This window comes from Thiocystis violacea, from assembly GCF_016583565.1.
Lineage (GTDB): Bacteria > Pseudomonadota > Gammaproteobacteria > Chromatiales > Chromatiaceae > Thiorhodococcus > Thiorhodococcus violaceus_A.
Genome location: NZ_NRRF01000012.1, coordinates 12,214 through 25,009, shown reverse-complemented (window position 1 = coordinate 25,009; position 12,796 = coordinate 12,214). Strand labels below are relative to the sequence as shown.

At 63.1% G+C, this 12,796-nt stretch carries 12 protein-coding genes; 5 read left to right on the top strand and 7 right to left on the bottom strand.

Annotation, left to right across the window (positions count from 1 at the left end):
* Window positions 1-195 precede the first annotated feature (195 nt).
* On the bottom strand, window positions 196-1,548 hold the full coding sequence (dnaA, locus tag CKO23_RS07330; protein WP_200329572.1) for a chromosomal replication initiator protein DnaA: 1,353 nt from the start codon (window positions 1,546-1,548) through the stop codon (window positions 196-198).
* A 285-nt stretch (window positions 1,549-1,833) separates the two neighbouring features.
* On the opposite strand from dnaA, the gene rpmH reads away from it, so the two are divergent.
* Genes rpmH through mnmE form a run of 5 tightly spaced genes read left to right on the top strand, consistent with a single transcriptional unit; the run spans window position 1,834 to window position 5,591 of the window.
* Window positions 1,834-1,968 (top strand): 50S ribosomal protein L34, encoded by a 135-nt coding sequence (gene rpmH / locus CKO23_RS07325; protein ID WP_200329570.1) that lies wholly within the window; start codon window positions 1,834-1,836, stop codon window positions 1,966-1,968.
* Window positions 1,965-2,351, top strand: a complete 387-nt coding sequence (gene rnpA / locus CKO23_RS07320; protein WP_200329689.1) for a ribonuclease P protein component — start codon at window positions 1,965-1,967, stop codon at window positions 2,349-2,351. The genes rpmH and rnpA overlap by 4 nt, the downstream gene beginning before the upstream one ends.
* Window positions 2,336-2,572: a membrane protein insertion efficiency factor YidD gene (gene yidD, locus CKO23_RS07315; RefSeq protein ID WP_200329568.1), complete on the top strand. Its 237-nt coding sequence runs from the start codon at window positions 2,336-2,338 to the stop codon at window positions 2,570-2,572. The genes rnpA and yidD overlap by 16 nt, the downstream gene beginning before the upstream one ends.
* Window positions 2,565-4,235, top strand: a complete 1,671-nt coding sequence (gene yidC / locus CKO23_RS07310; RefSeq protein WP_200329566.1) for a membrane protein insertase YidC — start codon at window positions 2,565-2,567, stop codon at window positions 4,233-4,235. The genes yidD and yidC overlap by 8 nt, the downstream gene beginning before the upstream one ends.
* A gap of 18 nt (window positions 4,236-4,253) precedes the next feature.
* Complete coding sequence (mnmE, locus tag CKO23_RS07305) at window positions 4,254-5,591, top strand: tRNA uridine-5-carboxymethylaminomethyl(34) synthesis GTPase MnmE (protein WP_200329565.1); 1,338 nt, start codon at window positions 4,254-4,256, stop codon at window positions 5,589-5,591.
* A gap of 247 nt (window positions 5,592-5,838) precedes the next feature.
* Here the strand turns inward: mnmE and CKO23_RS07300 are convergent, their stop codons facing one another.
* The 6 genes from CKO23_RS07300 to CKO23_RS07275 form a co-directional block, all read right to left on the bottom strand.
* Entirely contained in the window at window positions 5,839-7,287 is a 1,449-nt protein-coding gene (locus tag CKO23_RS07300; protein WP_200329563.1) for a nicotinate phosphoribosyltransferase, read from the bottom strand.
* A 108-nt stretch (window positions 7,288-7,395) separates the two neighbouring features.
* Window positions 7,396-8,445 (bottom strand): bifunctional nicotinamide-nucleotide adenylyltransferase/Nudix hydroxylase, encoded by a 1,050-nt coding sequence (locus CKO23_RS07295; protein WP_200329561.1) that lies wholly within the window; start codon window positions 8,443-8,445, stop codon window positions 7,396-7,398.
* 303 nt (window positions 8,446-8,748) lie between these two features.
* Window positions 8,749-9,429, bottom strand: a complete 681-nt coding sequence (locus CKO23_RS07290; protein WP_242482276.1) for a DUF599 domain-containing protein — start codon at window positions 9,427-9,429, stop codon at window positions 8,749-8,751.
* A gap of 21 nt (window positions 9,430-9,450) precedes the next feature.
* Window positions 9,451-10,278, bottom strand: coding sequence for a bifunctional DNA-formamidopyrimidine glycosylase/DNA-(apurinic or apyrimidinic site) lyase (mutM, locus tag CKO23_RS07285; protein WP_200329559.1), 828 nt, complete (start codon window positions 10,276-10,278; stop codon window positions 9,451-9,453).
* 7 nt (window positions 10,279-10,285) lie between these two features.
* A complete protein-coding gene (locus CKO23_RS07280) occupies window positions 10,286-11,437 on the bottom strand; it encodes a DUF4340 domain-containing protein (protein WP_200329557.1) in 1,152 nt (383 codons plus the stop codon).
* Entirely contained in the window at window positions 11,434-12,795 is a 1,362-nt protein-coding gene (locus CKO23_RS07275) for a GldG family protein (RefSeq protein ID WP_242482275.1), read from the bottom strand. Before CKO23_RS07275 ends, CKO23_RS07280 begins: the two co-directional genes overlap by 4 nt.
* Window position 12,796 lies beyond the last annotated feature (1 nt).

Here is a 12,796-nt window from a genome sequence, read left to right as displayed (position 1 = left end):
GACGGCTCCCTACTCAATTAGATAAATAGATATCAAGATTGTAATGATAAGGTCTGTGGATAACTGGATTTTTTCCACTAATTCGATATAAAACAGCCGTCTGCGCTCGTCGAGCGACCTGGACATCTACTGGTGAATCTGTGGATAAATAACGAGCGGACAGGATCGCCAAATCTGCCCACAGCTTTTGCACAGCTATGCATTGAGTATTCTCAACAGGTTCTTGTAGTCCTCTTCGACCCCGGCATCGCTTTCCCTCAAGCTCTTGATCTTGCGGGTCGCGTGAAGCACGGTCGTATGGTCGCGACCACCGAACGCACTGCCGATTTCGGGAAGACTGTGCTTCGTCAACTCTTTTGCCAGGGCCATGGCGATCTGCCTCGGTCTGGCGAGCGAGCGGCTGCGTTTCGCGGACAGGAGGTCGGATGTGCGTAGCTTGAAATACTCCGCGACCGTCTTCTGGATGTTCTCGATGCTCACTTGCTTGTCCTGTGCGGCGAGGACATCCCGCAAGGCGTGCTTGGAGAACTCGAGCGTGATGGGCTTGCCCGTGAACTGTGCGTTGGCGACAAGGCGTCGTAACGCGCCCTCGAGCTCGCGGACATTCGAGCGGATCCGGCGCCCGACGAAGAAGGCGACGTCCTCGGGGAGCTCGATGCCGAGCTGGGTCGCCTTGCAATGCAAGATGGCCACGCTGGTTTCGAGATCCGGCGGATCGATCGATACAGTGAGGCCCCAGCCAAAGCGCGAGCGCAAACGCTCCTCCAGTCCCACTACTTCCTTAGGGAAGCGATCGCTCGACAGCACGATTTGCTGCCGCGACTCGAAGAGCGCGTTGAAGGTGTGAAAGAACTCCTCCTGCGAGCGCTCCTTCCCGGCGAAGAACTGCACATCGTCGATCAGCAAGGCATTGACGGATCGGTAGGTTTTCTTGAATTCGTCGATCCTGTTGTGCTGCAGGGCCTTGATCATCTCCGCCACGAAGCGCTCAGAGTGCAGATAGATCACCCGTGAGCCCGGATTCGATGCCAGAATGACGTTGCCCACCGCGTGCATGAGATGCGTCTTGCCCAGTCCCACCCCCCCGTAGATGAACAAGGGGTTGTAAGCCGTACCGGGATTCTGCGCGATCTGCATGGAAGCCGCCCGCGCGAGCTGATTTGACTTGCCTTCGACGAAGGTATCGAAGGTGAAATCGGCATTCAGATTCGCACTCGCACGCCTCTGCTGCAGCTCTGGGCCTGTGTTGCCGCTCCCTGGATCGCTGCCGCCCTGGCCGGTCTCGGTCGCCCGATCGAACGCACCGACCTCGAAGCGAATCTGGGAAACCACACCCTTGCTGTAATCGGCGCAAAGCTGCAGGAGCCGCTGCTCGTAGTGCTTGTGCGTCCAATCCAGGACGAATCTGTTGGGTGCGAGAAGCCTGAGCTGCGAGCCGTCGACCCGTGCCTGCAGCGGCAGGATCCAGGTGTTGAACTCCGCTGACGTCAGCTCCCCTTTGAGATGTCTGACACATTGATCCCAAACATCAATACCTATTCCCGACATCTGTTGTCTCGTTCGAATTGGACGGCTCGGTGCGAGGCACACCCCCATCCTTTTGATTGGCTGGATACGGCAGGGCGGCCTCAGCTAGGACCAGGCACGCCTGGGCCGCATGTCGACCGCTTCGGCAGTCTAGCGCCCCCCGGTCGACTTATCCACAACCACGACGTCCGGCAAATGCGTTTGGGCCATTGACTTTCCATCAAAAATTGCCTACATTTCCGGCCCTTTTCTAGCGGGTTCTCACAGGCCCGCACCTCACCCTCTTCGACCCTTGGAGTACCGTTCATGAAGCGCACTTTCCAACCTAGCCGCCTGAAGCGGGCTCGCACCCATGGTTTCCGTGCCCGCAGCGCGACGCGCAACGGCCGCAAGGTTTTGAGCGCACGCCGCGCCAAGGGCCGCGTCCGCCTGGCACCCTGAGCGCCACGGATACGACTGGCCGCTCGGACCAGCGCTTTCCGCGTGCCCGGAGACTCACAAACTCCGGACAGTTCCAGCGCATCTTCGCTGAGCCTCTAAAGACAGGCCGGGGCGGATACGTCGTGCTGTATCGACCCAATGGTCTGACGTCCGCGCGACTCGGTCTCGCCATCTCAAAGAAATGCGCCCGCCGCTCCGTCGATCGGAGCCGGTTGAAACGGATCGCCCGCGAGAGCTTTCGGCTCAACTGGCAGCGGCTTCCAAGCGTTGACGTCGTTGTCCTGTGCGCGCGTGGCGCGCCGACCATGCCAAGCCAGCGGCTCTTCGACACCCTAGAGCACGCTTGGGCTACCATCAGGAAATCACCATGCGTCGATTCTTGATCGGCCTGATCAAGATTTACCAGTACCTGATCAGTCCGCTCCTCGGCCCACATTGCCGCTTCTACCCTTCCTGCTCCCACTATGCCGTCGAGGCCATCGAGCGACACGGCATCTTCCACGGGAGCTATCTGGCTGTGCGCCGCTTGTCGCGGTGTCACCCCTGGCATCCGGGTGGCATCGACCCAGTCCCACACGAAAGGCAGACCACGATTCATGGATAACCAGCGCTTGTTCCTTGTTCTTGCACTTGCCGCGGTGCTGTTCCTGATCTACGAGTCCTGGATGCAAGACTACGCGCGGCCCATGGAGCCCCAGTCGACGGCGGAGCAGACCCTGGTTGCACCGAGCATTCCATCTCCGGAGATTGCCGGCGTGCCCGCAGTCGCGACCACCCCGGACGCTGTCACCTCGGGCATGTCATCTGCCGAAGGCACCGAAGCATCTGGCTTGGCTCCGATCCGCGTGGAAACCGACGTTCTCCGGGTGGATATCTCGCCGCGCGGCGGCACCATCAGCAGCGTTTGGCTGCTGGACTATCCTGTCACGCCCCAAGAGCCGGATGACAAGTACCGGCTCATGAAGCCGTCCCCACCCAACATGTTCATCTCGCAGTCCGGTCTGCTTGGTGAGAAGGCGTCGGCATTGCCGACTCACGAGGCCATTTTCTCGAGTGCCAAGGCGAGCTACAGCCTTGGCGACGGCGACGCACTGGAGGTCGTCCTGGTCTGGTCGAACGGCGCTGGCGTGGAGGTCACCAAGACCTACAGGTTTTCGCGCGGCAGCTACTTGATCGACACGAAGCAATCAGTGAGCAACGGCACGGGTACGGCGTTGGTCGCCCGCGAATACAACCAACTCCAGCGCACCGAGCTCCACGATCCCAACGAAGCCAAGTTCATCCATACCTTCACGGGTGGCGTCTACTACAGCCCCGAGGATAAGTACAAGAAGGTCTCCTTCGACGACATGACGAAGGGCAAGCTGGACAAGACCGTCACGGACGGCTGGATCTCGATGATTCAGCACTACTTCATGGCGGCCTGGATTCCGCCACGCGGCATTGCGGAGAGCTTCTATACCAGTGTCCTGGGCGATTCGCGCTACATCATCGGGAAGTACTCCCCGGCTGTCAGCATCGCCCCGAGCGCTTCTCATACGTTCGAGAATCAGCTCTTCATCGGGCCGAAGCTGCAGAACACACTCGAAACCATTGCGCCAGGGCTGGAATTGGCGGTCGACTACGGTTGGCTGACGGTCATTGCGAAGCCCATCTTCTGGCTGCTCACGGCCATCCACTCCTTGGTTGGGAACTGGGGCTGGTCGATCATCTTCCTGACCATTCTCATCAAGGCCGGTTTCTACAAGCTGTCCGAAACCAGCTACCGTTCCATGGCCAACATGCGGCAGCTGACTCCGCGGATGCAGGCGCTCAAGGATCGCTACGGCGACGACAAGCAGCGCCTCAATCAAGCGATGATGGAGCTCTACAAGACGGAGAAGATCAACCCACTCGGCGGATGTTTGCCGATCCTGATCCAAATTCCGGTCTTCATCTCGCTCTATTGGGTGCTTCTCGATAGCGTCGAAATGCGTCAGGCCCCATTCGCCCTCTGGCTCAATAACCTCTCCGCGCCGGATCCCTACTATGTGTTGCCGCTGATCATGGGCGTCTCCATGTTCGCCCAGCAGAAGCTGAACCCGGCACCGCCAGATCCGATGCAGGCCAAGATCATGATGAGCCTGCCGTTCGTCTTCACGGTCTTCTTCGCCTTCTTCCCCTCGGGCCTGGTGCTCTACTGGACGGTGAACAACCTCCTTTCGATCGCGCAGCAATGGCATATCACGCGCAACATCGAGAAAGAAGCCGCCAAGCGCCGGAGATAGGCCGCACGCGCCGAGGCCATGGCCACGGACACCATTGCCGCCGTTGCCACGCCGCCGGGGATCGGCGGCGTCGGCATCGTGCGGGTAAGTGGGCCGCGTGTCGTGGAGATCGCGCAGGGAATCCTCGGTCGAGCCCCGCAGCCTCGTTATGCGAGCCTTGGTGTCTTCCTCGAAGCCAACGGCGACTTCATCGATCAAGGCATCGCCCTCTTCTTTCCCGGACCGAAGTCCTTCACGGGTGAGGACGTGCTCGAGCTTCAGGGCCATGGCGGTCCGGTGGTCATGGATCTCCTGCTGCGCCGCTGTCTGGAGCTTGGCGCCAGGCTGGCCCGGCCCGGCGAGTTCAGCGAGCGCGCCTTCCTCAATGGGAAAGTGGATCTCGCCCAAGCGGAAGCCATTGCCGATCTCATCGAGAGCTCCACGACGCTCGCCGTCCGTCTCGCCGGGCGCAGCCTGCAAGGCGCCTTTTCGCGACGCATTCATGCACTGATCGAGCACCTCATCCAACTGCGGATGTATGTCGAGGCGACTCTGGATTTCCCCGACGAGGACATCGATCTGCTCACCGAATCGAGCGTCAGGGCGGATCTCGTCGAACTCGTCGCCTCGACACGGCAAATCCTCTCCGAGGCGCATCGAGGCCAGGTGATTCGTGAGGGTCTGGCGGTCGTCATCGCGGGCTCGCCCAACGTCGGCAAATCCAGTCTGCTCAACGCGCTGTCCGGCGCCGATACAGCGATCGTGACCGATATTCCGGGGACCACACGCGATCTCCTCAAGGTCGATGTCCAGGTAGACGGACTCCCGATCCGGATCGTCGACACGGCCGGCATGCGCGAGAGCGACGATCCCGTCGAGCGGGAGGGCGTCCGACGGGCCCGCGATGCCGTGGTCCAGGCGGACGTGGTGCTCTGGGTCTATGACGCCCGAATCGGCCCGGATGCGACGACAGCTGGCTCACTGCCGACCGACATCCCGGTCACCCGCGTCAGGAACAAGATCGACATCCTGGGCGAGCCGGCGCGCATGACGGAGGTCGCGGATGGCCCGGAGATCGCGCTTTCCGTGAGAACGGGTGAAGGCCTTGGGCTCTTGCGCGAGCATCTGAAGGCACGCGCCGGTTTGGCCGCGGATCAGGAAGGTGCCTTCATCGCACGTCGACGTCATGTCGACGCCCTCACGCGGGGACTGGGTCACCTCGAGCGCGCGCTCGGGAATTTGGATGATCGTGCTGGGGCAGAGCTGGTGGCTGAAGAGCTGCATCTCGCCCAGCATGTCTTCGGAGAAATCACCGGCCAGTTCACGTCCGACGACCTCCTCGGGAGGATCTTCGCGAGCTTCTGTCTCGGAAAATGAGGCGAGTTCCGGGAATGAGATGGCCCAAGAGGCCGAGATTCTTTTTCCCATCTCGTGGCACCGCTCTGCGGTGCCACGCGCCTCTTCGGCGCTCTGCGCCAACCCCGCTCGACATGTGTTCAAACGCCTGGATCACTCCCACCCGCCAGGGCCTGCCGGACTGTTGGTAGGTTGTTTCCCGGAAATCACCTAGAGCGACGCGCCGAAGGCTCGCATGAGCCTCCGGCCGGCGCGTCTTCGGCCAGAATCAGCGCGCTGTTGAGTTAGCCATGAATCCGTCCAGGGCGGCATCCGCCCTCGCTCGGATTTCCGCCAGGGTCTGGCGCTGGTGCATGACCCCGTCCTCGTAGACCAGCGCCAAGGCCTCTCCCCATCCCGGTTCGATGGGCGTCTCGACTCGCTGCGTTCGCCAGGCGCCAAACTCGGCGTTATGCAACAGCGTCAAACGGCCCCGTTTGGATGCCTTCTCCGGATCCTCTTTCGGCCGTTTGAACACGTCTTGCCACGCGCCGTCGATCTTGATGGCGCAGGCCTTGAGCGCGAATCTCTGGGTGTCGCGATCCAGGCGTTGCAGAAGCGCGCCGCCCATCCCAAAGGCGAGGTTCTCGGCCGAGAAACCCGCCCGTTCGACCTCTGCCAGGATGTCACCGATCGAGTCGTACTCGATGCCATCGCCTTGGATGACGCGGACATGATTGAGCACCCGGTAGCCCTTGGCGTTCGTGCGGGTGCCATAACCCGCCGCCAATTGCTCCAGGGTTCGACGGACCACGGTGGGCGGGTGCCCAGAGTCTGGCCGGATGACGAGCGTCGCGCCGGAGTCGATGACTTGCTGACGCAGCTCCTGATTCCAGAAGCCGATGGCGCGTTCGAGATCATAGGAGTCTGAGACGACGGCCAAGATGCCTCCTGGCCGCGCGAAGCGCTCGAGCATGTTCCGATAGGCCTCGACCTCACGTGCCTCCCCCCAGGCCGTGATGGTGGAGTGTTCGGCTGCTGGTATCGAAAAAGCGGACATCTCCGCGTCATAGTAGGTATTTGCGGCAATCACGCCAGGAACGGTATCCGATCCTTGGAAGCTCACGAGGTGTGCCGCGCCGCCGAGGGCCGCGGATTCCAATGAGCTGACACCCCGTCCCCCGAAATCGTGCAGCATGAAGGGCAGGCCAGCCAGTGTCTCCGAGGTCCGCTCCAGGTAGCGCCGGATCAACGCCTTGACCTGCCAGCTGATGGTGGCAACCGTCGTGGGATACCAGATCGCGCGCAGGATGGCCGTCTCGGCGAACTGCCCAATCCAGGGAATCCGTTCATCCGTCGAGGCGATCGTCGCTAGAACCTGTCGAATCGGCACCACCGAACCCTCGGCGACGGCCCGAATGCGAATCGGCAGAAAGCCCGCGTGCCGCTCGAGGATGTCATCCCAACCGCCTCGATTGAACGGCGAGCCCGGCATGTGGCGTGCGTAGAAATCCGCCGCTTCGTCGATCATCTCGCGGGTGATGGGGCGGCTCAGATACTCCTGGACGAACATCTGGAGCCCGAAGAACAGGGTCCGATCGAACCGCCCTCCCCTGGACTCGACATAGCTGAGAATGGCTTCCGTGCCCTGCGGAAACTGTGCGTAATGGGACTCCTTGTAGGAATCCGTGTTGAGGATGAAATTGGACTGCAGCTTGGCCAGTGTGTCGATCTTCATGGGTCTCTCCCGTTCGACCCCGGAACCCCCGGGGTATGTGTGGCCCTCGCGCGAGGGCCGGATGCTTGCGGCGGATCAGCGAGGCGACGCCCGCCGATCGCCACCGCGTCAGATTCGCCCGAGCAGATCCTGGACGATATGAAAGTGGTCCTCGAAGATCTGCGCCTCGAGCGACTGGAACTCCGCGAGCGAGGTCCATTGCGCCTTCCGGGCATCGGTGCCGCCCTTGATGCGCGGCAGCGGCCCCGGTCGCAGCTCGAAGAGGAAGGCGTCCGTGATGGTGCGTCCGCGCAGCGAGCGCAGCGGATCGTCATATCTGGCCCGCGCCCGGAGACTCCCCCGCAGCACGGGTTCCGGTACCTTGATGCCCGTCTCCTCGCGCAACTCGCGAATGACCGCGTCCTCGATCCGCTCCTCGGCATTCAGAAAACCCCCAGGCAGCGCGAGCAGACCCTTGCCCGGATGGGCGCCCCGCTCGACCAGGAGGATGTGCCCCGCCTGCAGCACGACCGCGTCCACGGTCTGGAAGATCGGCGGATAGCGCAATCCGTCGAACTGGGACCGGTAGCGTTTGATGAAGGCCCACTCACTTCTCAAGGCCCGCCAGGCGTCGTCATGTGCGTCGATCCAGTCGCTCAACTGGGATTTGACGCCCTCTGGGAGCGGTTGCCCCTTCAGCACGCCGGCGATGTCCTCTTCCGGAACCCCGAAGAGCGCATCGCGGATCTCCGTGGCCGAGAGGATGCTCACCGCGTCCACGGGATTGAAGGCCCATTGCGGAAAGAGGTCCAGATAGTCCGAGCTTTGATCCTTACGATGCCCGACCAGGGTGATGGAGGCCCCCTGCCCCGCCGCGTCTCCCACGATCCTGCCCACGGCGGCCTGGACGCCGGCGACCCACTGCGGCAGGTTGTAGAGCCGATCCGAGACCCCGGAGATGATCACCCGGTCGCGCAAACCAGCCGGGATGGCGGCCTCGATCATCTCCCGACGCTCCGCGTAGCCGAAGGGATCGCGGATGTTTCTCGGGCGATTGATGGAGCCGACGAGGACGATGAGATGCGGCGCCAACTCCAGTGCTTGGCGAACGCAAGCGAGATGACCGTCGTGAAAGGGCTGAAAGCGGCCGATATAGACCGCAAAATCATAGCGACTCATGGGAATCCCCCAAGATTGTCGGTTGGTCGTCACCGTCTATCGATGACGCATCGCGAAGATTCGCGACTGACTTGAACATAGTTCCTCGGCATGGCGACCGTCAATCGACGTTCATCGGATTCACACCGCGTGCGCTCCAAGGCCAGCAGGGCCGGCCACTGGCCTCGCACGTCGACTGGATGCTCCGTCCCTATGAGAGCACAGGACGCACGGACGCGATTGCATCCTGCTGATCGGCGGCGATCTGCACGCCCAGGGGTCAGCTCTGGTCGCCTGTTGCCGGCGATTCGAGGCCCTTGCGCGTCAGTCCGGACGGCGCACCGGCGGCATACGGTCCATGAAGTAGAGCATGACCACCAGCATGAGACTCGAAAGCGCCATCAGGTGCGGCCCGAAGAGCCAGAACACCAAGGGAACGCTCAGATAGTAGGCGCGCATCCCGGTGCTGTAGAAGGATCCCGCCCGATTCAGATGATGGGCCACCTTGTCTGGATCCACCGCCAGGGGCCTCACCTTCGCCGGGAGACTGAGCTGAAAGCCCACGTGGTTGTAAAGCCTGACGGACATGGCAAAGCTGAAGAAGGCGATCAGCAGGTCCGCCAGCAGGACCAGCAGCTTGATCTCGGAAAGCCCGGGGTGGCGGGAGCCGATGATGTTCAGGGTGTGCCAGCCTTGCGCGATCTCATCGGCTTTTCCACTCAAGGTGAGCACGCCCATGATGAGGATGACGGAGGTGGACGCGAAGAAGGTTGCGGCCATCGTCGAGTTTCGCAGGGTCTGCACGCCCAGAATTCCGTTGGCCGGCTCCGCCATGATGTGATGGACCCAGGCTCGCCTCGCCTTCCGATTGACGCTCTGCACGGTGAAATTGGGGTTGCGCCAGACGCTCACGGCGACGAAGAGGTGGTAGCTCAGAAGGATGCATACGCCCACTCCGACCCAGATCACATCGCCGCCATACTCCAGCCACCAGGTGTCCATCATTCGACTCAGATTCCTCTCGTGTCAGTGCTGACAGCGCGAGCAGTAGAAGCTTGAGCGTTGTCCGATCCGTCGCTGTCGAATGGCTTCGCCGCAGCTTCTGCACGGCTGGCCCTCACGCCCATAGACCCGAAGAGATTGGGCGAAGTAGCCTGGCTGCCCGTCTTCGCGGACGAAATCCCGCAGCGTCGTACCGCCTTGGGTAATGGACGCCAAGAGCACGGAGCGGATGACCTCGGCAAGGCGCTGGTAGCGGGCCAAACCGATCCGACCGCAGAGCCGGGCCGGATGGATCCCAGCCAGAAAGAGCGATTCGTTGGCATAGATGTTCCCTACGCCGACCACGATCGCGGCATCCATGATGAAGGATTTCACCGCTACGCGCCGACCTCGACTCGACGCGTACAGATAGTCCCCGTCGAAGCCATCGCCGAGCGGCTCGGGTCCCAAGGACCGCAGCAGCGCATGCTCCGCTTGAGCCATGTCCGGTCCATCCGGCGTCCAGAGGAAGATTCCGAAGCGGCGGGGGTCGTGAAATCTCAGGCAGCGCGCATCAGGCAGAATGAGGTCCAGATGGTCGTGGCGCCGCGGGGGACTCTCCGTCGGCACCACCCGGAGACTTCCGGACATCCCAAGATGGAGGATCAGCGTCCCACGCTCCAGCCCCATGAGGATGTACTTGCTGCGCCGCGACAGTGTCTGGATCCGCTGTCCCTGGACCTGCGCCGCCGTCTCGGGCGCGATCGGCAATCGCAGCCGGGGCTCCCGTACCACCAGATCCTGGATGCGTCGTCCTTCGAGGTGGGGCCGGATCCCGCGAAGCGTGGTTTCGACCTCTGGAAGCTCTGGCATCAGGCTCCTAGAGCGCTCCGCCTGGATCCGTGGTTCCAGCGGGCGGATCCGGTGCGAAGGGATCCTGACCGAAGCCATAGGGCGCGCCACCCGCGTTGCGCGGTGTGCTCGGCTGCCTGACAGGACCACCGGGGGAGATGGGAATCTCTCTGCCGTCTGGCGTGAGCTTGACGACCGGAGGCGTGCTGACCGAGCCGTCGCCGGGGACGATACCGTTCGGATCCATCGGGGGCTCGTACGGCACCTTTTCCGTCGGTACTGCCCCATAGGCATCGACGGGGACCTCATCCGGCAGAGGCTCGATCTCAGGCGCGGTCGGACTGCTCTCTTCGATGGCCGGGGCCAGAGCCTCGGCTGTCGCGGCCGGTGAGACCGGGGGCTCGGGCGGTGTCGGGTCCTCGGCACCAGGGTCCAGCGCCAACTCGGGGCCGTCCGTTAGCACATAGAGCAGCCGCTGATCCAATCGCGCCCAGCGGCGGTGGTCGTCCGAGACGACGAAGCTCAAGCGGCTCCCGTCACCCATCTTGAGCTCTGCCGGTGAGCCGTTCAGCGCCTCGGCCAAGGGCTCGATCCGCTCGGCGACGGTCTCATTGAGCGCGGTGACACTCCCGGCGTCGAGCGGCACGCCCCCGAGCCGACCGAAGATGGGGTTGAAGTCCCGTGGCAGCAGCTTGCGCGAGACATAGTCGATCGGCGGGGCGATCAGCAGATGATAGAAGCGGTCCGAGATGAGGTGCACCAGGCCATCCGAGGCCACGTAGCGCGACTGCCCCAAGGGATCGATGCCACCGAAGCGCAGCTCGACGGTGTCCACCTGGAGCGTCAGCCTGGCAGGCGCGAGCTCCAGCTCGTCCAGCGCGGCGGACGCCTCCGGAACGCTGCGCAGCACCGGCGTCTTGAGAATCCCGAGCAGCTTTTCGACCTGCTCGGTGTCGGCGTCCAGCTGCATGGGCTCATGCATGCGCCATCCCAGCAGGTCATGGTTCAAGACGATCGTGGGCTCGCCCTGTCGTGCGATTCGCACCTGGTAGACATCATCGGCGACCAGATCGGTCAGCTCGGGGATGGATCGCGCCCTGGTGATCTCCTCGCGCATCAGCAGCGCGAGCCCCAATACGCCGATCAAAAGGGCTAGATTGATCAGCCAACGCAGTTTCACTGCTCCCTCCAACGATACCAACGCACCAAGAGTCCGCCGACGAGGAAGATCGCCGGTAGGATCATGAGGCTCCAAAGTCCGAGCAGCGTCCGCCGGCCGGTCGTCATCTCCAGCGGCTCGGCGGTGCCTGGCAGCGGCGGCAGCTCGACCAGATCCTCGTCCGCGTTCAGCCAGCGCAGGAGCCGAATGCCCAGAGCCTGATTGCCGTAGGTGCCAATCTGGACATTGCTCAGGAAGTCGCCGTCGCCAACCACCACGACCCGTTGCGCCTTCTCGCCATCTGGCAGCGTGCGCGTCAGGGCCAGCACCACCGGCAAGGGTCCAGGCAGCTCGCCGACCACTTCGTCGCGCCCGATCTTGCCGAAGACCGCGCCTGTCTCGTTCCAGCTCTTTTCCCCGGTCGCGAGGAAGGTCGCAAGGGTCCAGCTCGGCGCAATGGTCGCATCGAAGGCCAGCGCGCCGGGCAAGACCGCCGGCTTCGATAGACCCTCGGTCAAGGGGTGATCCGGATAATCCGAGATCACGGCGACAGCGGGCGTCGCGCCCCCGAATTGAGCGGCCGCCGCATCCACGACAACGCCAGGAAGCGCGTTGATCCCCATCAGCTCGGCCAGTGGCTCCAAGCCGTTCAGCGGACCGGGATCCATCAGCCAGAGCAGGTTCCCGCCACGGTCCAGGAAGCGCATCAGCCCATCGACCTCACCGGCGAAGAGCGGTAGCTGCGGATTGGTGAGGATCACCAGTCGCGTGTTGTCGGGGACATCCTTGGCGCGCGCCAGATCCAGGGGGCGGGCGAGAAAACCTTGATCGGTCAGCTCGTGCCCGAGTCGCCCCAGATCCGCCGCCCGCTCGCCGTCGATCGCGCGCTCGCCATGCCCCTCGATCACCGCAATCCAGGGACTGCGCGTCTCGGTGAGCCGCGCCATGGCGGCGGAGATGGACCGCTCGCTGATCTCCTTCAGGGTCTCGCGCCGACCGCGGTACTCCAAGAGGATTTGCCCGAGCAGGGAGACGTCCGCATCCCGCGCCTGCTCGGGGAAGAGCTGCGGATCGCGATAGAGGATCTCCATCTGCGGGTGCACCTGCCCATAGCGCGCCAGGAGCTGCCCGATCGCCTTCGCCAAGGGGGACGGCGCGTCCGCGAAGACCGTGACCCGCAGCGGTCCATCCAGGCGCTCCAGGATCGCCAGGCTCTGTGGCGACAGCGTATTGGCCGCCGTTGCCGTCCAATCCCAGTAGCGGTCGTGGCGCGCCGCCAGCCAGCCCGAGGTGACGACCAGCGCCAGGAGGAGCACCACGAAGAGGGTGTCGACCAGCGCTCGCTCCAGTCGGCGCACCTGCTCCCAAAGCTGAGTCATG